The organism is Streptomyces sp. ICBB 8177, from assembly GCF_003144095.1.
In the GTDB taxonomy this organism is placed as follows: domain Bacteria; phylum Actinomycetota; class Actinomycetes; order Streptomycetales; family Streptomycetaceae; genus Streptantibioticus_D.
Genome location: NZ_NSKH01000023.1, coordinates 1,059,745 through 1,080,515 on the forward strand (window position 1 = coordinate 1,059,745; position 20,771 = coordinate 1,080,515).

The window sequence follows — 20,771 nt, forward strand, 5'->3', positions numbered from 1 at the left end:
TCCGCGGCGTCTCACCCGCGCCGACCTGGCGGAAGTCCGCGCGTTGCGCGAGACGGTGCGTGGGGTGCTCGAACGGGCGAACGCGGACGCGGTCCAAGCCGCGGCTCTGATCAACGACGGTCTGCGTCGCAGCCGCGCCACCCCGGTACTGCGCCACGAGGGCGACCGCTGGTGGACCGAGGTGACATCCGACACCGACCGCTGCTCGACGCACCTTGCCGCGACCATGCTCAGCGCACTGGCCGCCGTGATCGCCACGCTCGGTCCCGCTCGTCTCGGCGTATGTGCCGGGCCGACCTGCCGGGCCACTTTCGTGGACCTCTCGCGCAACGGCTCGAAGCAGTACTGCACCCGAACCTGCGCACACCGGGCCAGCGTCGCGGCCTACCGGAGCCGGCGCAGCCCGCGTTGAGCGCAGGCACCTGCCCCTGCCAGGCGGGCTCCGGGGTTTCGTCCGAGCCCGCCCTCGACGAACTCGTTCGGGGCTCCGAGGGCGTTCCTCGCGACAATCCGCGTCGCAGCGAAAGTCGCAGTGCGGGCCCGAGACCGCAAGATCTCCGTTCCGGTCGTCCAGCACGCAGCGCGAGCCTGGTATCAGTCCGACAAGGCGCGTGCTCTTCGCGCGTATCCGGAGCCGGACCGACTCCTGAAACAGCTCATCGACAATTCGCGCTCTTCGGCGCCGGGGGCCCGCACATCGTTCGCCGCGGTTACTGAGTCGAAGCGGGGCCGACGGCAGTCGGAAGGGCCTACTGCGGATCGTCGTCACCCTGCCGAGGATCGGCCCCCGCGGGCAGTCATTGCATAAAAGTTCTGTGGAACGTATAGTCATGCCATCGATCGAGGAGGGATTCGATGGTGGTGCGGGCGGCCGTGGCCGGGGCCAGTGGGTATGCCGGGGGTGAGGTGCTGCGGCTGCTGCTCGGGCACCCGCAGGTCGAGGTCGGCGCGGTGACCGCGCACGCCAACGCGGGCGAGCGCCTCGGCGCGCTGCAACCGCACCTGCTCCCGCTCGCCGACCGCGTGCTGGAGCCCACCTCGGCGGAGGTGCTCGCCGGGCACGACGTCGTCTTCCTCGCCCTGCCGCACGGCCAGTCCGCCGCCGTCGCCGAGCAGCTCGGGGACGCGACGCTCGTGATCGACTGCGGCGCCGACTTCCGGCTCGAGGACGCCGCCGACTGGGAGCGCTTCTACGGCTCGCCGCACGCCGGCACCTGGCCCTACGGCCTGCCCGAACTGCCCGGCGGCCGGAGCGCGCTGGCCGGGACGCGGCGGATCGCGGTGCCCGGCTGCTACCCGACCGCGGTCTCCCTCGCCCTCTTCCCCGCCTACACGGCCGGCCTGGTCGAGCCCGAGGCCGTGGTGGTCGCCGCCTCCGGCACCTCCGGCGCGGGCAAGTCGCCCAAGCCGCACCTGCTGGGCAGCGAGGTCATGGGCTCGATGACCCCGTACGGCGTGGGCGGCGTCCACCGCCACACCCCGGAGATGGCGCAGAACCTCGGCGCCGTCGCCGGGCGGCCGGTCACGGTCTCGTTCACGCCGACGCTGGCGCCGATGCCGCGCGGCATCCTCGCCACGTGCAGCGCCAAGGCCCTGCCCGGCACGACCGGCCACTCGGTGCGCGAGGCGTACGCCAAGGCCCTGGACGCGGAACCGTTCGTCCACCTGCTGCCCGAGGGCCGCTGGCCGTCCACCGCCGCGGTGTACGGCTCCAACGCGGCGCTGCTCCAGGTCGCGTACGACGAGACGGCCGGGCGCGTCATCGCCGTCAGCGCCATCGACAACCTCACCAAGGGCACCGCGGGCGGCGCGGTGCAGAGCATGAACATCGCCCTCGGACTCCCCGAGGAGCTGGGACTGACCACGATTGGGGTGGCTCCGTGAGCGTCACGGCAGCACAAGGGTTCACGGCGGCCGGGATCGCCGCCGGAATCAAGGACAGCGGCAACCCGGACCTGGCACTCGTCGTCAACAACGGCCCGCGCCTGCACGCCGCCGCCGTCTTCACCTCCAACCGCGTCAAGGCGGCCCCCGTGCTGTGGTCGCAGCAGGTGGCGCGCGGCGGCGCGGTGAGCGCGGTCGTCCTCAACTCCGGTGGTGCCAACGCCTGCACAGGACCCGAGGGCTTCCAGGACACCCATGCCACCGCCGAGAAGGTGGCGGAGGTACTCGGCCACAGCGCCGGTGAGGTCGCGGTCTGCTCCACCGGGCTGATCGGTGTGCGGCTGCCGATGGACAAGCTGCTGCCCGGAGTCGAGAAGGCCGCAGCCGAACTGTCCCCGTACGGTGGGGAGAAGGCAGCGATCGCCATCAAGACCACCGACACCACGCACAAGACCGCGGTCGTGCACGGTGAGGGCTGGACGGTCGGCGGCATGGCCAAGGGCGCGGGCATGCTCGCCCCGGGCCTGGCCACCATGCTGGTCGTCCTCACCACCGACGCCGACGTGGAGGCTCCCGCGCTCGACAAGGCGCTGCGCGACGCGACCCGCACCACGTTCGACCGGATCGATTCCGACGGCTGCATGTCGACCAACGACACCGTGCTGCTGATGGCCTCCGGAGCCTCCCAGGTCGCCCCGGAGTACGGGGAGTTCGCCGACGCCGTGCAGCGGGTGTGCGCCGACCTCGCCCGGCAGCTGATCGGTGACGCGGAGGGCGCCTCCAAGGACATCCGCATCGAGGTGATCAACGCCGCCAGTGAGCGGGACGCGGTGGAGGTCGGCCGGTCCATCGCCCGCAACAACCTGCTCAAGTGCGCCATCCACGGAGAGGACCCCAACTGGGGCCGGGTGCTGTCCGCCATCGGCACCACCAGCGCCTCCTTCGAGCCCGACGCGCTCAACGTCGCCATCAACGGTGTGTGGGTCTGCCGCCGGGGCGCCGTCGGCGACGACCGGGAACTGGTGGACATGCGCTACCGCGAGGTGCGCATCACCGCCGACCTGGGCGCGGGCACCGACTCCGCCGTCATCTGGGCCAACGACCTGACCGCCGACTACGTCCACGAGAACAGCGCGTACTCCTCATGACCGACGCCGACCACACCTCGCAGCCCGGCCGGGCACCGAAGCCCGGCACCGGCCACGTTCCCGAGGCGGCCGGCGCCGACGGGTCGCCCGCCGCCCGCACCCACAGCGCGCTGCCCAAGGCCCGCATCCTCATCGAGGCGCTGCCCTGGCTGACCCGTTTCCACGGCAGGACCGTCGTCATCAAGTTCGGCGGGAACGCCATGGTGGACGAGGAGTTGAAGGCGGCGTTCGCGCAGGACGTGGTCTTCCTGCGGCACGCCGGACTGCGCCCGGTCGTCGTGCACGGCGGCGGACCGCAGATCACCGCGCACTTCGACAAGCTGGGCCTGGTCACCGAGTTCAAGGCCGGGCTGCGGGTGACCACGCCCGAGGCGATGGACGTGGTGCGGATGGTGCTGGCCGGGCAGGTGCAGCGCGAACTCGTCGGCCTGCTCAACCGGCACGGACCGCTCGCGGTCGGCCTGACCGGCGAGGACGCCCACACCATGACCGCCACCAAGCGGTACGCCGACGTGGACGGCGAACGCGTCGACCTCGGCCGGGTCGGCGAGATCACCGGCGTCGACGCGGGCGCCATCCAGGCCCTGCTGGACGACGGCCGCATCCCGGTCGTCTCCTCCGTCGCCCGCAGCGCCGACGACGGCCACGTCTACAACGTCAACGCCGACACCGCCGCCGCCGCGCTCGCCGTGGCACTCGGCGCCGAGACGCTGATGGTGCTGACCGACGTCGAGGGCCTGTACGCGGACTGGCCGGCCAGCGACGACGTGATCAGCCAGCTCACCGCGAGCGAACTGGAGAAACTGCTGCCCGACCTGTCAAGCGGCATGGTGCCGAAGATGGAGGGCTGCCTGTACGCGGTGCGCGGCGGGGTGGGCACCGCCCGGGTGCTCGACGGACGGGTGCAGCACTCGATCCTGCTGGAGATCTTCACCGACGAGGGGATCGGCACCATGGTCGTGCCGGACCCGGCACCCGAGGGGGACGAGGCATGACCGGCAACGCCGCGTTGACCGCCCGCTGGCAGAACGCGCTGATGGACAACTACGGCACGCCGAAACTCGCCCTGGTGCGCGGCGAGGGTGCCCGGGTGTGGGACGCGGACGGGAACGCGTACCTGGACTTCGTCGGCGGCATCGCCGTCAACGCCCTCGGCCACGCCCACCCCGCCGTCATCGAGGCCGTCACCCGCCAGCTGGGCACCCTCGGCCACGTCTCCAACCTCTTCGTCGCCGAACCGCCGGTCCAACTCGCCGAACGCCTCCTACAGTTGACGGGACGTCAGGGGCGGGTGCTGTTCTGCAACTCCGGCGCCGAGGCGATCGAGGCCGCGTTCAAGATCGGCCGTCGCACCGGCCGAACCCACAACGTCGCCACCGTCGGCGGCTTCCACGGCCGCACCATGGGCGCACTCGCGCTGACCGGCCAGCCCGCGAAGCAGGACCCGTTCCGCCCGCTGCCCGGCGAGGTCACCCACGTGCCGTACGGGGACGCCGACGCGCTGCGCGAAGCGGTCACCGAGCACACCGCCGCCGTCTTCATCGAACCCGTCCAGGGGGAGAACGGCGTGGTCGTGCCGCCGCAGGACTACCTGCGCGCCGCCCGCGAGATCACCCGGGCGACCGGCACGCTGCTGGTCCTGGACGAGATCCAGACCGGCATCGGCCGCACCGGCCACTGGTTCGCCCACCAGGCCCAGGGCATCGAGCCGGACGTCGTCACGCTCGCCAAGGGCCTGGGCGGCGGCCTGCCGATCGGCGCCACGCTGGCGTTCGGCCCCGCCGCCGAACTGCTGACGCCCGGTCAGCACGGCACCACCTTCGGCGGCAACCCGGCGGTGTGCGCCGCGGCCCTGGCCGTACTGGACACCATCGAGGCGGACGGGCTGCTGGAGCGGGCCAAGCGCATCGGGGAGCGGCTGCGGCAGGGGATCGAGGGAATCGGCCACCCGCTCGTCGACCATGTGCGCGGTGCGGGCCTCCTGCTCGGTATCGTGCTCACCGAGCCCCTCGCGCCGCAGGTGCAGCAAGCGGCTCAGGGCGCCGGTCTCCTGGTGAACGCCTGCGTGCCGGACACGGTACGGCTCGCCCCCGCGCTGATCCTCGGCGACGAGGAGGTCGAGGTGTTCACGCAGGCGCTGCCGGGCGTCCTCGACGCCGCTTACGGGGACCGACGAGCCGGAGACTGACGACGAGATGACCGAGGCGCAGGGCGGCCCAGCCGTACCGCAGACCCGTACCGCACGGCACCGCCGGATCGTGGACATCCTCGGCCGGCAGCCGGTGCGCTCGCAGAGCCAGCTGGCCAAGATGCTGGCCGACGACGGGCTGAACGTCACCCAGGCCACGCTCTCTCGCGACCTCGACGAGCTGGGTGCGGTCAAGATCCGCAACGCCGGCGGCGAGCTGATCTACGCGGTGCCCTCCGAGGGCGGCTTCCGCACGCCGATGGCGCCGCTGGGCGAGTCGGTGAAGGAGGAGCGGATGGCCCGGCTCGCCGGTGAGCTGCTGATCAGCGCCGAGGCCTCCGCCAACCTCGTCGTGCTGCGCACGCCGCCGGGCGCGGCCCAGTTCCTGGCCTCCGCGATCGACCAGGCCGAGGTGCACGACATCCTCGGCACCATCGCGGGCGACGACACGCTGCTGCTGATCAGCCGTGACCCGGCCGGCGGCCAGCCGCTCGCCGACCACCTGCTGCGGCTGGCCGAACGCGACCGCGGCTGACGCCGTACCCGTACGATCCCAGCCCCGCATGGATGAATGACCATGCGGGGCTTTGATTTTCCATACGGCATGCTGCATACTTATGCCAGGCACCGCATGGATGCTGTCGTCCGCACCCGCACGCCACTTCAGTGCGCCACCACAGTGAAGGAGAAAGCCGTGACAGAGCGCGTCGTACTCGCCTACTCCGGCGGCCTGGACACCTCCGTCTGCATCGGCTGGATCGCCGAGGAGACCGGCGCGGAGGTCATCGCCGTCGCCGTCGACGTCGGCCAGGGTGGCGAGGACCTGGACATCATCCGTAAGCGGGCGCTCGCGTGCGGCGCGGTCGAGGCCGAGGTCGCGGACGCCAAGGAGGAGTTCGCCGACGAGTACTGCCTGCCGGCGATCAAGGCCAACGCCCTGTACATGGACCGGTACCCGCTGGTCTCCGCGCTGTCCCGGCCGACCATCGTCAAACACCTGGTGGCCGCCGCCCGCAAGCACGGGGCGGACACCGTGGCGCACGGCTGCACGGGCAAGGGCAACGACCAGGTGCGGTTCGAGGCGGGCATCTCCTCGCTCGCCCCCGACCTCAAGTGCATCGCGCCGGTGCGGGACTACGCGATGACCCGGGACAAGGCCATCGCGTTCGCCGAGAAGGCGGGCCTGCCGATCGCCACCACCAAGAAGTCCCCGTACTCCATCGACCAGAACGTCTTCGGCCGGGCCGTCGAGACCGGCTTCCTCGAGGACATCTGGAACGCGCCCATCGAGGACGTCTACGAGTACACCGAGAACCCGGCCACCCCGCGCGAGGCCGACGAGGTCGTCATCACCTTCAAGCAGGGCGTGCCGGTCGCGATCGACGGCAAGCAGGTCACCGTGCTGGAGGCCATCCAGCAGCTGAACGCGCGGGCCGGGGCCCAGGGCGTCGGTCGGCTCGACATGGTCGAGGACCGGCTGGTGGGCATCAAGTCCCGTGAGGTCTACGAGGCCCCCGGCGCCATCGCCCTGATCACCGCCCACCAGGAGCTGGAGAACGTCACCGTCGAGCGCGAACTCGCCCGCTACAAGCGGCAGGTGGAGCAGCGCTGGGGCGAACTCGTCTACGACGGCCTGTGGTTCTCGCCGCTGAAGCGGGCGCTGGACGGCTTCGTCAACGAGGCCAACGAGCACGTCTCCGGCGAGATCCGGATGACCCTGCACGGCGGCCGGGCGGTCGTCACCGGGCGGCGCTCGGACGAGTCGCTCTACGACTTCAACCTCGCCACCTACGACACCGGCGACACCTTCGACCAGTCGCTGTCCAAGGGCTTCATCGAGCTGTTCGGGATGTCGTCGAAGATCGCGGCCAAGCGGGACCTGGCGCAGTGAGCTCCGGCAACGACGACGTACGGCTGTGGGGCGGCCGGTTCGCGGACGGACCGGCCGAGGCGCTGGCCAAGCTGTCCGCCTCCGTGCACTTCGACTGGCGGCTCGCCCCTTACGACATCGCGGGCTCCCGCGCCCACGCCAGGGTCCTGGCCAAGGCCGGGCTGCTCACCGCCGACGAGCTGGAACGCATGCTCACCGGCCTCGACCGGCTCGAAGCGGACGTGGCGGACGGCACCTTCACGGGCACCGTCGCCGACGAGGACGTGCACACCGCGCTGGAACGCGGCCTGCTGGAACGGCTCGGCCCCGAACTCGGCGGCAAGCTGCGCGCCGGCCGCTCCCGCAACGACCAGGTCGCCACGCTGTTTCGGATGTACCTGCGCGACCACGCCCGGGTCATCGGCGGGCTGCTCGCCGACCTGTCCGACGCGCTGGTCGGCCTCGCCGAGGCCCACCCGGACCTGGCGATGCCCGGCCGCACCCACCTCCAGCACGCCCAGCCGGTGCTCTTCGCCCACCACGTGCTCGCCCACGTCCAGGCGCTGTCCCGGGACGCCGAGCGGCTGCGGCAGTGGGACGAGCGCACGGCCGTCTCGCCGTACGGTTCGGGCGCGCTGGCCGGGTCCTCGCTGGGCCTCGACCCCGAGGCGGTCGCGGCCGACCTGGGCTTCGAGCGCGGCTCGGTCGGCAACTCGATCGACGGCACGGCCTCGCGCGACTTCGTCGCCGAGTTCGCCTTCATCACCGCCATGATCGGCGTGGACCTCTCCCGGATCGCCGAGGAGGTCATCATCTGGAACACGAAGGAGTTCTCCTTCGTGACCCTGCACGACGCCTTCTCCACCGGCTCCTCGATCATGCCGCAGAAGAAGAACCCGGACATCGCGGAGCTGGCACGCGGCAAGTCCGGCCGCCTGATCGGCAACCTGACCGGGCTGCTGGCCACCCTCAAGGCCCTGCCGCTCGCGTACAACCGGGACCTGCAGGAGGACAAGGAGCCGGTCTTCGACTCCTGCGACCAGCTGGAGATCCTGCTCCCGGCGTTCACCGGCATGATGGCGACCCTCACCGTCAACCGCGAGCGCATGACCCGACTGGCCCCCGCGGGCTTCTCGCTGGCCACCGACGTCGCCGAGTGGCTGGTCAAGCGCGGCGTGCCGTTCCGCGTAGCGCACGAGGTGGCGGGGGAGTGCGTCAAGGTGTGCGAGGCCGAGGGCATCGAACTGGACGAGCTGACGGACGATCAGTTCGCTGCGATCTCCGAGCACCTGACACCCGGCGTACGCGAAGTCCTCAACGTCCAGGGGGCGTTGGCGTCCCGCGACGGTCGCGGTGGCACGGCGCCCTCGGCGGTCGCCGTGCAGCTGGCCGAGGTGAAGCGGGACGTCACGGCCCAGCACGAGTGGGCCGACGCCCGGCGCTGAGCCCGAGGGACCCGAGGGGCGGGAAGGTCCGGCCGGTCACGTGCCACACGTGACCGGCCGGACGCGTTCGCGGGCCGACTGGCGCGGTGGTCCCTCGCACCGTTGCGTCCGCCGCCGTCGCCTCGTTAGCCGACAACACGGCACTGGGCGCCGATGTGAGACTGTCCTGAATGTGATGAGACAGCATTGTCTCATGCGGGTTACCATCGTCTCATGAGCTTCGATCGTGAGCAGGTCCTGCGGGACGCGGCCGCGCTGCTGACCCGGCGCGCCACGGCGTCGCTGGACGAAATCGCCCGCGCCGCCGGCGTCAGCCGGGCCACCCTGCACCGGCACTTCCCCGGCCGGGAGGCTCTGGTGCGGGCGCTGGGCGCGCTCGGCGTCGCGCAGACCGAGGAACGCCTCGACGCCGCGCGCATCGAGGAGGGCGACCCCGTCGAGGCGGTGCGCCGCCTGATCGAGGAGGCCATCCCGGTCTCCGGCTTCCTCGCCTTCCTCTACGGCGAGAACCAGCTCTACGACGACGCGGAGCTCAACGCGGGCTGGGCCCGCATCGACGAACGCGTCAGCGCGCTCTTCCACCGCGGTCAGGAGCAGGGACTCTTCCGCTACGACCTGACCCCCGCCTGGCTCTGCGAGGCGCTCTACGCACTGATCGCCGCCTCCGCCTGGTCGGTGCAGGACGGCAAGATGGCCCCGCGCGACTGCGCTCGGATGGTCGGCGACCTGCTGCTCGGCGGCATGCTGCGGGAGCGCTCATGACCTCCGGTGTGCTGCGTACCCCCGTCGTCGGGCCCGAGCGGCCGCACCCCGCCCGCTGGTGGGCGCTGGGCGTGCTCACCCTCGCGCTGCTGCTGGTCGCCGTGGACGCGACCGTGCTGGGCCTTGCCATGCCGTTCCTCAGCGAGGACCTGCGGCCCTCCTCCACCCAGCTGCTGTGGATCGGCGACGTCTACTCGTTCGTCATCGCCGGGCTGCTGGTGTCGATGGGCGGCCTCGGCGACCGCATCGGCCGCAAGAAGCTGCTGCTGACGGGGTCCGCGGCGTTCGGTGTGCTGTCGCTGCTCGCCGCGTACGCGACCAGCCCCGGCATGCTGATCGCGGCCCGTGCGCTGATGGGTGTGGCCGGGGCGACCCTGATGCCCTCCACGCTGGCGCTGATCCGCAACATGTTCAGCGACGCGCGCGAGCGCAGCTTCGCCATCGGCGTGTGGGGCTCCGCCTCGATGGCGGGCGCCGCGGCCGGACCGGTCGTCGGCGGCTTCCTGCTGGAGCACTTCTGGTGGGGGTCGGCGTTCCTGATCAACCTGCCGGTGATGGCGGTCCTGATCGTCTTCGGCGTCAAGGTGCTGCCCGAGTCCCGCAACCCGGCCCCCGGCCCCTGGGACACCCTCAGCGTGCTGCTCTCCCTGGCCGGCATGATCGGCGTGGTCTACGCGGTCAAGGAGACCGCGGCCTACGGCTTCGGGCCCGGTCACCTGGCGGCGGGCGTCGTCGGAGTGGGCTGCCTGGTGGCGTTCGTACGGCGGCAGTTGACGATCCCGGCGCCGCTGCTGGACATGCGGCTCTTCCGCAACCGCGGGCTCTCCGCCTCCGTGCTGGCCGACCTGCTGACCGTACTGGGGATGTCGGGCCTGATCTTCTTCCTGTCGCAGTACCTCCAGATGGTGCAGGGGCGCTCCCCCCTACAGGCCGGGCTCGCCGAGATCCCCGCGGCGCTCGGCGCCGTCGTCACCGGGCTGATCGCGGGCAACGCCGCCCGCCGCTACTCGGTGCGCGCCGTCGTGGCGGGCGCTCTGGCCGTCATCGGCGCGGCGCTGGCCGCGCTCGTGGCGATCACCCCGGACACCGGCTATCCGGCACTGGGCGCGGTCCTGCTGGTGGTGGGCGTCGGCGCCGGGTTCTCGTTCACCGTGACCGCCGACGTGATCCTCTCGTCGGTGCCGAAGGAGCACGCGGGCGCCGCCTCCGCGGTCTCCGAGACCGCGTACGAACTCGGCGCGGCGCTCGGCATCGCGCTGCTGGGCTCGATCGTGACGGGCACGTACTCCGGCGTCTCGATGCCGCGAGGCGTACCGGCGCACGCCGCGGGACAGGCGCGGCAGTCGCTCGCCGACGCGCTGGACGCGGCGTCGGGGTTGCCGTCAGGCACCGCGGCGGCGCTGCGCGAGGCCGCCAGGGCGGCGTTCACCGACGGGCTGCGGGCCGCGTCCGCGGTCGGTGCGGCCGTGCTGCTGGTGGCGGCCGTCTGGGCGTGGCGGATGCTGCGCGGTCAGCGCCTCGCGGACCACACGCCGGGCGAGCACGGCTGAGGCGGGCGGACACCGGGTCCACCCGTCTCAGGAGAGTCCAGCTCCCGCTAGGCCGCCTTGCCGTGGTCGGCGGCCTTCGCGGCCTTCGCCTTCGTCGCGTAGACGTCCACGTACTCCTGGCCGCCGAGCCGCATCACGTGGCTCATCACCTCGTCGGTGACCGCCCGCAGCACGTAGCGGTCGCGGTCCATGCCGTCGTAGCGGGTGAAGTCCAGCGCCGGGCCGAAGCGCACCGTCACCGGGCTGATGCGGGGCAGGCCGCTGCCGCCCGGCTGCACCCGGTCGGTGCCGATCATGGCGAACGGCACCACCGGCGCGCCGGTCATCAGCGTCAGGCGGGCGATGCCGGTGCGACCGCGGTACAGGCGGCCGTCGGGGGAGCGGGTGCCCTCCGGGTAGATGCCGAAGACCTTGCCCTCGTCCAGCACCCGCTTGCCGGTCATCAGCGCCGCCACGCCGCCGTGGCCGCCGTCCCGGTCGACCGGGATCATGCCGGCGGTGCCGAAGAACCACGCCATCAGCCGCCCCTTGAGCCCGCGCCCGGTGACGTACTCGTCCTTGCCGATGAAGTAGACCGGCCGCTTGACGATCAGGCTCAGGAAGAGGGAGTCGATGAACGTGACGTGGTTGCCCGCGAGGATCACCGGACCGCTGTGCGGAATGTTCTCCATGCCCTCGACCCGTGGGCGGAACAGGACGCGCATGAGCAGTCCGAGCAGCGCCTTGAGCAGGAAACGGGACAACGGAACCCTCCGTCGGTGGTCGGCGGTACGGCGACAGCGTGCAGCGGGTGGAGCCGGGGCGAACCGGCGCGGAGGCGCCCTGCGGCCGGGCGGCCGGACTCACGTCGCTCCTGGTGGGGACCATACTCGCGGTTACCGATGAGTTCCACGCCGGGTTCACCCAGTCGATACGCCGAGTTGACACACCGCCTGCCCGGCCTCTCGCGCGGCCACCCCTCGGCCCCCCCGGACGGGTGAATCCCGGGGGATGGGAAACCGGCCGCGCGGCGCCGCGCGTTCCGATGGCATGAGGACTTGTGAGAACGCGCCCTGGGGTGCGGACGCGGACGTGGAAGAGGACGTGCGGGCGGTCGCGGCCAGGCTTGGCGGCGCGCCGGCCGGCGCCGCGGGGCTCGCTGGGCTGCTCGCCGCCGAAGCCGCCGCGGAGGCGTGCGCCGTGGGCGTCGACCCCGCCGACCTGGAACAGGCCGTCTGGCTGCGGCTGTTGGACCGAGGCCCGGGACCGCCGCCGGACGCGGGCTGGCTGCGCGCGGCCGTGCGGGCCGAGGTACGCGGTGCCCGCCGCCGCGCGCTGCGGGAGGTGCCCTACGAGCCGGGCCACGGCCCCGACGCCCCGTCGGCCGAAAACCACGTGCTCGACGCCGAGCGGCGCCGCGCGCTGCGGGCCGCCGTGGGGCGGCTGCCCGGCCGCTGCCCCCAGCTGCTATCGGTGCTGTTGTCCCGGTCCGACCTCACTTACCGGGAAATATCCCGGGAGTTGGGAATCTCACAAGGCAGCCTCGGCCCGCTGCGCTCACGGTGCCTGGCGTGCCTGCGGGTGATGCTCGGCGCCGAGGGTTGAAGCCGGGGGAGTACGGGGTAAGGAGCGGTAAACAGTCGGCGATCGGGCGCTTCTCCCCGTCCGGACCCGGCGTGCCACGGGTCTGTCGCACCGCGCTCGCCGAGCCGGACGACTGTGCGATCATCGGCGCCACGGACGTCGGAACGACCCTCTTGAACCCGAGCGGGCCGCGCCGCCTTCCGATCACAGGGCAAACATCCCGGACGCGCACCCTCCACCCTCATGCGTCCGGGAACTCTCAGGGGAGGCCTGCGCACATGGGCATGAGCGTGACCATCTCTACGGCGACCGACGACGACGCCGAGAACATCCTCAAGTTGCAGTACCTCTGCTTCCAGCGCGAAGCCGAGATCTACGGCGACTACGGCATCGAGCCCCTCACCCAGAGCCTCGACGCCCTGCGCGCCGAACTCGGCGAGGGCTGCGTGCTGGTCGCCCGGCTCGGCGCCGAAGTGGTCGGCTCGGTCCGGGGCAGCGTGGACGCCGACGGCACCGCGCGCATAGCCAAGCTCATCGTCCACCCGCGCATGCAGCGGCACGGCCTGGGCGGGCGGCTGCTCAGCGCCATCGAGGAGCGGCTGGCCGCCGAGCGGGAGGCGAAGCGCTTCCGGCTGTTCACCGGCCACCGCAGCGAGGGCAACCTGCGGCTGTACCGCAGGCTCGGCTACGCGCAGACCGCCACCGAGCAGATCAGCCGCCGCTTCAGCCAGGTGACCCTGGAGAAGCCCGCCGCGCAGGCGCCGACGTTCGCCGCGACCGCCTGACCGGCCGTCGTCGTGCCGGGGCCGGCCCCGGCACGACGCGTCAGGCCGCCTCGGCCCGTTCCGGGGCGGCCCGGCGCAGCCACAGGATGCCGGTGATCGGCAGCGCCAGGGGGATCAGCAGGTAGTCGACGCCGTAGTACGACCACACCGTCTGGTCGTGGAAGAGCGACGGCGTCACGATGGTGAGCGTGCCCACGATCAGCACGCCCGCGAGTTCCGCCGCGCAGCACACGATGCCGATCCGCCGCGCCGACTCCCCGCCGCGCACCAGCGTCACCAGGATGAACGCGTAGACGACGGCGGCGACCGCGGACAGCACGTAGGACAGCGGCGCGCGGTGGAACTGGGCGATCAGCTGGAAGACGGACCGCGATCCGGCGGCCACGGTGAACAGTCCGTAGAGGGAGACGATGAGCCGCCCCGGTCCCTCGCCGATCTTGCGGCGCGGGCGGCCCGCGGCGGGTGCCGTGTCCGTCGTCGCTTCCCCGATGGTCTTCCCGGCCGTGCCGGTGCCGGGCGTCGTGCCGGTGTCAGCCATGGCCGCCTCCCCAGATGTCGAAGAGCCTGATTTCCAGGACGGCCAGCACCAGGCCGCCCGCCGTCACGATCGCCGAGCCCCAACGGGTGCGCTCCAGCAGCGACATGAAGCCCGCCGCCGGCACCGCGAGCGCGGCACCCGCGAGGTAGGCGAGGAAGAGGGCGTCGCCGCCGTCCGCCTTGTGCCCGCTCGCCGTCTTCGCGATGCCCACCACCAGTTGGGCCACCGCGAGCACGGAGACCACGGCCATGCCGACGAAGTGCCAGTCCTTGGTGGACTGGTCGCGGGCGGTGGCCAGACCGCACCACGCCGCGAGCAGCAGGGCGGTCACCGTCACCGCGACGGTAAGCGCACCGATCACCGGATCCTCCGGAAGGCGGGACGTACCGGACGGCGCGGACCGGCCGGGCGGGCGTATGGGGGCATGCGGTGACTTTAGTACGGAGCCGTCCCCGCTCCCGCCACGGGTCGTCCCGCGAGGCCGACGCGCGGTCGTGACACCGCCCGGCCCGTCCACACCCGACCGCTGTCCGCATCCCGGACAAGGTGACCGGTATGTGGAATGGTGCTCCGGTGTCTGGTTTACTGGTGCGCATGACGACGACGAACCGCCGCACCCGCGCGACCGAGGCGATGACGCCCGGTGTTCGTCGTATGTGCCGAATGTGTGCGCTCTGAGGGCCCCTGCCTGAGCCTCGCGCCCCGAAGCGAGACCCGACGCGCGAACGGCCGTGACCGTTCCCCGCAGCACCACGGACACCGCACACCATGAACCTCCCCACGCACCACGCGTACCCCGCGTTCGGCCGTTGCCGGATCGCGCACCACCCGCAGCCGCCCGGCACCCGCTGCGTCTGACCCCCTCCACCGCCGGCCCGGTCCAGGGCCGCCCCCGGCATGCGCACGTCCGCGTGCCGTACCGGATTCCGAGATGAATGCCGTACGCGCCGAAGACCCCGGCCGCGTACTCGACAGTGACGGAAACCCCAGTGATCACCACCACGGGCCTGAGGAAGGTCTACCACTCGCGAGATCGCGAGAGCGTCGCCCTCGACGGCGTCGACCTGCACGTGCGCGAGGGCGAGGTGTTCGGCGTCGTCGGCCGCAGCGGCGCCGGCAAGTCCACGCTCATCCGCTGCGTCAACCTGCTGGAGCGGCCCACGTCGGGCACGGTCGAGGTGGCCGGCGCCGACCTGACCGCGCTGGCCGGACGCTCGCGGCGCGCCAACCCCGCGCTGCGCGCCGCCCGCAGCCGGATCGGCATGGTCTTCCAGCACTTCAACCTGCTCGCCTCCCGCACGGTGCAGGACAACGTCGAACTGCCGCTGGAGATCCTCGGCGTCTGTGGGCGCGAACGCACCCGCAAGGCGCGCGAACTGCTCGACCTGGTCGGGCTCGCCGACAAGGCGAAGGCGTACCCGGCGCAGCTGTCCGGCGGCCAGAAGCAGCGCGTCGGCATCGCCCGCGCGCTGGCCGGGGACCCCAAGGTGCTGCTGTCGGACGAGGCCACCTCGGCGCTCGACCCGGAGACCACGCGATCCATCCTGCGGCTGCTGCGCGACCTCAACGAGCAGCTGGGACTGACCGTGCTGCTGATCACCCACGAGATGGACGTGGTCAAGGCGGTCTGCGACTCGGCGGCGCTGATGCGGGCCGGACGGATCGTGGAGTCCGGCACGGTCGCGGAACTGCTGGGCACGCCCGGCTCGGAGCTGGCCGACGAACTCTTCCCGGTGGGCGGCGAACCGTCGCGGCCGGGCCGCACGGTGGTGGACCTCACCTTTCACGGCGAGGTGGCCACCCAGCCGGTCGTCTCCCAGCTCGCGCGCACCTACAACATCGACATATCGATCCTGGGTGCGGCGATCGAGACCGTCGGCGGCCGCCAGATCGGCCGCATGCGCATCGAACTGCCCGGCGCCTTCGAGGAGAACGTCGTCCCCATCGGCTTCCTGCGCGAGAAGGGACTGCGCGTCGACGTCGCGGACCCGGCCACCGCGCCGGATACCGGCGGTCCGGCCGCCGGTAATTCGCAGTCCGAGGCCGGTGGAGACGCCGCCCTGGTCGAGGAGGCCGCCAAGTGACCTGGAACGAACTCCAGCCCCTCTTGTGGCCCGCGTGTTGGGACACCGTCTACATGGTGCTGTGGTCCTCCGCGATCGCGGTCCTGGTCGGCCTGCCCATCGGCGTGCTGCTCGTCCTGACCGACCGCGGCGGCCTGCTGGGCAACGCGGCCGTCAACAAGGTGCTCGGCGCGGTGGTGAACGTCGGCCGCTCGCTGCCGTTCATCATCCTCATGGTCGCGCTGATCCCGTTCACCCAGTTCGTGATCGGCACCAGCATCGGCTCCGAGGCGGCCGTCGTGCCGCTGGCCATCGGCGCCATCCCGTTCTTCGCCCGGCTCGTGGAGACGGCGGTGCGCGAGGTGGACCACGGCCTCGTCGAAGCCGTGCAGGCGATGGGCGGTGGCACCTGGACGGTCGTGCGCAAGGTGCTGCTGCCCGAGTCGCTGCCGTCGCTGGTCTCCGGCCTGACCACGACCGCGGTCGCCCTCGTCGGGTACTCGGCGATGGCCGGCGCGATCGGCGCCGGCGGCCTGGGTGACCTCGCCATCCGCTACGGCTACCAGCGCTTCGAGACCAACGTGATGCTCTACACCCTGGTCGTGCTGGTCGCGCTGGTCACCGCCATCCAACTGCTCGGCGACTTCGCCGCGCGCGCACTGGCGCACCGCGGCCGTTCGCAGGCCGCGCCCCGGCTGCGGCTGCTGCGCGCCAAGTCGCCCACCGCGGACACCGCCTCCTGAGCCCCTTCGACTCCCTTCCGTTCCCCGCCCCGTGACGCCGTCACGGCGGTCGCAGCCGCGACACCCCGAGAAACAGCGAAAGGCACTTTTCGTGCGTAACGTCACCCGCATCACCGTCTCCGCCGTCGCGCTCGGCGCGCTCACCTTCTCCCTGAGCGCCTGCGCCTCCTCCTCCGACGGAGGCGGCGGCCAGAGCAGGAGCGCCGACGCGCCGCTCATCGTCGCCGCGAGCCCCACCCCGCACGCCCAGATCCTCGACTACGTCAAGGACCACCTGGCCGCCAAGGCCGGACTCAAGCTCCAGGTGAAGGTCTTCAGCGACTACGTGACGCCCAACACCGCCACCGAGAACGGCGACGTGGGCGCCAACTTCTTCCAGCACAAGCCGTACCTCGACGACTTCAACAAGAAGAACGGCACCCACATCGTGCCGGTCGTCGACGTCGAGCTGGAGCCGCTGGGCCTGTACTCGCACAAGCTGAAGTCCCTCAAGGACCTCAAGGACGGCTCCACCATCGCCGTACCGAACGACACCACCAACGAGGGCCGCGCCTTCAACCTGCTCCAGGCCAACGGACTGCTCACCCTCAAGCCGGGCAGCGGCGACTCCGCGACCCCCTCCAGCGTGGCGAGCAACCCCAGGCACCTGAAGTTCAAGGAGCTTGAGGCCGCCGAACTGCCGCGTTCGCTGGGCGACGTGGACGCCGCCGTCGTCAACGGCAACTACGCGCTCGGGGCGGGCCTGAACCCGGCCAAGGACGCGCTGGTGCTGGAGAAGGCGCAGGGCAACCCCTACGCCAACTTCCTCGCGGTCAAGGACGGCGACCAGAACGACCCGCGCGTGGTGAAGCTCGCGAAGCTTCTCAACTCGCCGCAGGTCAAGGAGTACATAGAGAAGACCTTCAAGGGCGCGGTCGTCCCCGCCTTCGGCAAGCCCGCGTAAATCAAGCGGACCCCCTGGCCGGTGGCCGCGGCGCCCCGTCCGGCGCCGCGGCCACTTCCGCGCCGGCACCCCGGGTGTCCGCGCGCGTCTACGGGCGCCAGTGCAGCCAGTACACGTCGGTGGTGTACGGCATCTCCAGCCGCTCCTCGCCACGGGTGACGCCCTGCCGCCGGAGCAGGTCCACCGCCTGCGCGCGGACCTCCTCCTGCTCCCGCTCGCCCAGCACCACGATGTGGCTGGAGGACATCATCCGCTCCACCACGTCGGCGACCGTCGTCACGTGCGGGTTGGGGAAGTGGCTCTCGCCTGCCACGGACCAGCCGGGCCGCCCGGTGAACGCCGCGCGCCAGCCGTCGTCCAGCGGGCTCGGCAGATCGCGCGGCGCGCAGCGGAAGTAGATCTCCTGGAACTCGGCCACCCACGGCACCGCCGTGTCGTAGGTATTCCACACCAGCCCCAGCGCTCCGCCGGGCCGCAGCAGCCGTTCCACCTCGGCCAGCGCCCGGGGGGCGTCGAACCAGTGCCACGCCTGCGCGGCCACCACCGCGTCCGCGCAGGCGTCCGGCAACCCGGTGGACTCCGCCGTGCCCGCCGTCGCCGCCACCCCCGGCAGCAGCTCGGCCAACCGCTCACGCATCTCCGCCACCGGCTCCACCGCGATCACCTCGGCACCCGTCAGGGCCAGCAGGCGGGTGAACTTCCCCGTGCCCGCGCCGAGATCGACGACCGTGCGCCCGGCCTCCAACGGCAGCGCGTCCGCGAGCCGGGCGAGGGCCGCCATGGGATAGGAAGGCCGCGATCGCTCGTAGCCGCCCGCGGACCGCGGGTAACCGATTCCTGCTGCGTGGTGGACCGTCACGCGGGCAGACGGTAGCAGGAGCAGATGGCAACCGGCTGGTACGGGCGCGGGCCCGGACCGCCCCCGCACGACGCGCGCACCAGCGCCGTCGCCCGTCAGGCGGCCCCCGGCCCGCCCCGCCCCGCGCTGCGCGCACCCGTCCGGATGCTGCATGCTGTGCTTTTCACATGGCTCTGCACGAAGGGCCGGTCACACGGCTGCGGACACCAGCCCGTCGAGGAGCGGCGAATGACATCCACCTTCCCTGACATCTCGATCAGCACGGAACGCCTCAGTCTGCGTGCCTACGACGAGGATGACATCCCGGCGCTGGCGGAGATGATGAGCGACGAGATGGTCACCGCCTGGAGCGACGCGCCCCACCCGTACACCGAGGCCGAGGCCCGGGCCTGGGTCACCACGACGGCGCCCGCCACCCGTGCCGAGGGCAGCGGAATCGTCTTCGCGGTCAGCGAGTTCCTCACCCAACGCCTCGTCGGCACCGTGTGGTTGAGGAACACCGACTGGGCCGTGCGCAGCACCGAGGTGCGCTACCTGACGGCACACTGGGCCCGCGGCGAGGGCTACGCGAGCGAAGCGGTGCTCGCCACCGCCCAATGGCTCTTCCAGGACCAGAAGTTCGAGCGCCTGGAGATGCGCACCGCCGCGGACAACACCGCCGCCCAGCAGGTCGCCCAGAAGATCGGCTGCATCAGCGAGGGCGTGCTGCGCCGCGCGGGCCTGGTGCGCTGCCGGGACGAGAACGGCGGATGGACCCGCGGCCGCACCGACCTCATCGTGTGGAGCCTGCTGCCCGAGGACCTCGACGGCATGTCCCTGCGCGGTGCCGACGAGGAAGGTTTCGCCGCCTACCCCGACTGGCGCTGAGCCCCGCCGGCCGCGCCGGTCCCGTCCGCCCGCCGCGCCCGGCACCGACCGGCGTCCCCGGGATACTGTGTTCCCCCAGGTGGCGTGAGCGCCATGGGCCTGGAGGCGACGAGGACGGGTGAACCCCGCGGCGAAGGACGAGGATGGCTGACCGGGTCACGGTGATCGGGTGGGACGGCACGCCGCCGACCGCGGCGGCACGGGCCGCGCTCAGGGCCGCCACGCTGGTGGCCGGCGCACCCCACCATCTGGCGCTGCCCGACGTCCCCGCCGCCGCGGAACGCGTCCGGCTCGGCAGCATCGACCTGGCCGCCCGCCGCGTCGCCGCCCACCGCGGCACCGCCGTGGTCCTGGCCGACGGCGACCCCGGCTTCTTCGGCGTCGTACGGGCGCTGCGCAAGCCGGAACACGGCCTGGAGGTCGAGGTGGTGCCCGGCGTCTCCTCCGTCGCGCAGGCCTTCGCCCGCGCCGGGATGCCATGGGACGACGCCCGCGTCGTCGTCGCCCACAGCCGCACCCTGCGCCGCGCGGTCAACGTGATCCGCGCCCACCCCAAGGTCGCCGTGCTCACCGCGCCCGGCGCCGGGCCGGCCGAACTCGCGCTCTTGCTGGGCGGAGTGCACCGCACCTTCGTCATCTGCGAGGCGCTGGGCACCGAGCGCGAGGAGGTCACCGTACTGACCTCCGACAAGGTCGCCGACCACACCTGGCGCGACCCCAACGTCGTCCTGGCCATCGGCGGCCCCTCCGCCTCCGACACCAGCGGCTGGATCGCCGGCCAGGACCCGCGCTACCCCGGACCGCTGCGCGGCTGGGCCCTGCCCGCCGAGCGCTACGGACACGGACCCGGCGCGGCCTTCGGCTCGGCACGGCTGCGCGCCGTCCAGCTCGCCCGGCTCGGCCCGCGTACCGGTGACCTGCTGTGGGACATCGGCGCCGGGGCGGGCGAGGTCGCCGTGGAGGCCGCCCGGCTCGGCGCCGCCGTGATCGCGGTCGACCGGGACGCCGAGGCCTGCGCCCTGATCACCGCGAACGCCCGCCGCTTCGGCGTCGCCCCCCAGGTCGTCCACGGCACGGCGCCGCAGGTGCTGGAGGACCTGCCCGAGCCGGACGTGGTACGCGTCGGGGGCGGAGGCGCCCCGGTGGTGGCCGCCTGCGCCGCGCGCCGCCCGGAGCGCATCGAGGCCTCGGCCACCACGCGTGACGAGGCGGAGGAGATCGGCCGGGTGCTGGCCGAGGGCGGCTACGCGGTGGAACGCACCCTGCTGCAGTCCGTGGAGCTCGACGACGCCTGGGCGGAACGCGAACGCGCCACCGACTTCCTCCTCAGTGGCGAACTGACTCAACGGTGACCCGACTCGACGGCGAACCGGGTCAGCGGTGAACCCGCCGCTCGCGACGCAGAACCGGCCGCCCGGAAGGCTCGCTCCCGGACTGGCCTGTCAACGACCGTGCAGCGTACGTCTGTTCGGATGAAACCGGGGGCTCGGCACACGATCGGGTGATCGCGCGGTAGGCTGGCGGACCGTCGTGCCGCGCGCCGGTGACCTCGCGATCCCTGCT

Annotated in this window: 21 protein-coding genes; 17 read left to right on the forward strand and 4 right to left on the reverse strand. The window is 72.3% G+C overall.

The genetic code is table 11. The features are described from left to right. From CK485_RS25060 to CK485_RS25105, 10 genes are all read left to right on the forward strand, one after another. Positions 1-412 (forward strand): CGNR zinc finger domain-containing protein (locus tag CK485_RS25060; protein ID WP_109454420.1); only part of this gene is annotated, 412 nt, incomplete at its 5' end. A 443-nt stretch (positions 413-855) separates the two neighbouring features. After that, positions 856-1,884 carry an N-acetyl-gamma-glutamyl-phosphate reductase gene (argC, locus tag CK485_RS25065; RefSeq protein ID WP_109454088.1) on the forward strand — a complete coding sequence of 343 codons (1,029 nt, stop codon included), beginning with the start codon at positions 856-858 and terminating at the stop codon, positions 1,882-1,884. Then, positions 1,881-3,032, forward strand: a complete 1,152-nt coding sequence (argJ, locus tag CK485_RS25070) for a bifunctional glutamate N-acetyltransferase/amino-acid acetyltransferase ArgJ (protein WP_109454089.1) — start codon at positions 1,881-1,883, stop codon at positions 3,030-3,032. The genes argC and argJ overlap by 4 nt, the downstream gene beginning before the upstream one ends. After that, a complete protein-coding gene (argB, locus tag CK485_RS25075; protein WP_109454090.1) occupies positions 3,029-4,027 on the forward strand; it encodes an acetylglutamate kinase in 999 nt (332 codons plus the stop codon). Before argJ ends, argB begins: the two co-directional genes overlap by 4 nt. Next, complete coding sequence (locus CK485_RS25080) at positions 4,024-5,220, forward strand: acetylornithine transaminase (RefSeq protein ID WP_109454091.1); 1,197 nt, start codon at positions 4,024-4,026, stop codon at positions 5,218-5,220. Before argB ends, CK485_RS25080 begins: the two co-directional genes overlap by 4 nt. Before the next feature lie 7 nt (positions 5,221-5,227). Further along, positions 5,228-5,755: an arginine repressor gene (locus CK485_RS25085; protein ID WP_109454092.1), complete on the forward strand. Its 528-nt coding sequence runs from the start codon at positions 5,228-5,230 to the stop codon at positions 5,753-5,755. Between the two features lie 159 nt (positions 5,756-5,914). Continuing rightward, positions 5,915-7,111 (forward strand): argininosuccinate synthase, encoded by a 1,197-nt coding sequence (locus CK485_RS25090; RefSeq protein WP_109454093.1) that lies wholly within the window; start codon positions 5,915-5,917, stop codon positions 7,109-7,111. Beyond that, positions 7,108-8,535: an argininosuccinate lyase gene (argH, locus tag CK485_RS25095; RefSeq protein WP_109454094.1), complete on the forward strand. Its 1,428-nt coding sequence runs from the start codon at positions 7,108-7,110 to the stop codon at positions 8,533-8,535. The genes CK485_RS25090 and argH overlap by 4 nt, the downstream gene beginning before the upstream one ends. Before the next feature lie 213 nt (positions 8,536-8,748). Next, positions 8,749-9,297 carry a TetR/AcrR family transcriptional regulator gene (locus tag CK485_RS25100; RefSeq protein WP_109454095.1) on the forward strand — a complete coding sequence of 183 codons (549 nt, stop codon included), beginning with the start codon at positions 8,749-8,751 and terminating at the stop codon, positions 9,295-9,297. Further along, positions 9,294-10,847, forward strand: a complete 1,554-nt coding sequence (locus tag CK485_RS25105) for an MFS transporter (protein WP_109454096.1) — start codon at positions 9,294-9,296, stop codon at positions 10,845-10,847. Before CK485_RS25100 ends, CK485_RS25105 begins: the two co-directional genes overlap by 4 nt. Before the next feature lie 47 nt (positions 10,848-10,894). Here the strand turns inward: CK485_RS25105 and CK485_RS25110 are convergent, their stop codons facing one another. Then, positions 10,895-11,590 (reverse strand): lysophospholipid acyltransferase family protein, encoded by a 696-nt coding sequence (locus tag CK485_RS25110; protein WP_109454097.1) that lies wholly within the window; start codon positions 11,588-11,590, stop codon positions 10,895-10,897. A gap of 340 nt (positions 11,591-11,930) precedes the next feature. Here CK485_RS25110 and CK485_RS25115 point away from each other — a divergent pair, with 340 nt between their 5' ends. Continuing rightward, positions 11,931-12,431, forward strand: coding sequence for a sigma-70 family RNA polymerase sigma factor (locus CK485_RS25115; protein ID WP_241968614.1), 501 nt, complete (start codon positions 11,931-11,933; stop codon positions 12,429-12,431). Between the two features lie 257 nt (positions 12,432-12,688). Next, positions 12,689-13,195 (forward strand): GNAT family N-acetyltransferase, encoded by a 507-nt coding sequence (locus CK485_RS25120; protein WP_109454098.1) that lies wholly within the window; start codon positions 12,689-12,691, stop codon positions 13,193-13,195. A 40-nt stretch (positions 13,196-13,235) separates the two neighbouring features. On the opposite strand, the gene CK485_RS25125 is transcribed toward CK485_RS25120, so the two are convergent. Together CK485_RS25125 and CK485_RS25130 are read right to left on the reverse strand one after the other, a co-directional pair. Beyond that, positions 13,236-13,733: a hypothetical protein gene (locus tag CK485_RS25125; RefSeq protein ID WP_241968573.1), complete on the reverse strand. Its 498-nt coding sequence runs from the start codon at positions 13,731-13,733 to the stop codon at positions 13,236-13,238. Beyond that, on the reverse strand, positions 13,726-14,094 hold the full coding sequence (locus CK485_RS25130) for a hypothetical protein (RefSeq protein WP_109454099.1): 369 nt from the start codon (positions 14,092-14,094) through the stop codon (positions 13,726-13,728). Before CK485_RS25130 ends, CK485_RS25125 begins: the two co-directional genes overlap by 8 nt. A gap of 628 nt (positions 14,095-14,722) precedes the next feature. On the opposite strand from CK485_RS25130, the gene CK485_RS25135 reads away from it, so the two are divergent. The 3 genes from CK485_RS25135 (at position 14,723) to CK485_RS25145 (ending at position 17,482) form a co-directional block, all read left to right on the forward strand. Next, positions 14,723-15,817, forward strand: coding sequence for an ATP-binding cassette domain-containing protein (locus CK485_RS25135; RefSeq protein WP_241968574.1), 1,095 nt, complete (start codon positions 14,723-14,725; stop codon positions 15,815-15,817). Continuing rightward, positions 15,814-16,539 (forward strand): methionine ABC transporter permease, encoded by a 726-nt coding sequence (locus CK485_RS25140; RefSeq protein ID WP_109454101.1) that lies wholly within the window; start codon positions 15,814-15,816, stop codon positions 16,537-16,539. Before CK485_RS25135 ends, CK485_RS25140 begins: the two co-directional genes overlap by 4 nt. A 91-nt stretch (positions 16,540-16,630) precedes the next feature. Further along, entirely contained in the window at positions 16,631-17,482 is an 852-nt protein-coding gene (locus CK485_RS25145; protein ID WP_109454102.1) for a MetQ/NlpA family ABC transporter substrate-binding protein, read from the forward strand. An 88-nt stretch (positions 17,483-17,570) separates the two neighbouring features. On the opposite strand, the gene CK485_RS25150 is transcribed toward CK485_RS25145, so the two are convergent. Further along, positions 17,571-18,341 carry a class I SAM-dependent methyltransferase gene (locus CK485_RS25150; protein ID WP_109454103.1) on the reverse strand — a complete coding sequence of 257 codons (771 nt, stop codon included), beginning with the start codon at positions 18,339-18,341 and terminating at the stop codon, positions 17,571-17,573. Between the two features lie 228 nt (positions 18,342-18,569). On the opposite strand from CK485_RS25150, the gene CK485_RS25155 reads away from it, so the two are divergent. After that, the gene (locus CK485_RS25155; RefSeq protein ID WP_109454104.1) at positions 18,570-19,208 is read left to right on the forward strand and encodes a GNAT family N-acetyltransferase; all 639 of its coding nucleotides are present in this window, start codon (positions 18,570-18,572) and stop codon (positions 19,206-19,208) included. Between the two features lie 143 nt (positions 19,209-19,351). After that, a complete protein-coding gene (cbiE, locus tag CK485_RS25160) occupies positions 19,352-20,560 on the forward strand; it encodes a precorrin-6y C5,15-methyltransferase (decarboxylating) subunit CbiE (protein WP_109454105.1) in 1,209 nt (402 codons plus the stop codon). The last annotated feature ends 211 nt before the right edge of the window (positions 20,561-20,771 follow it).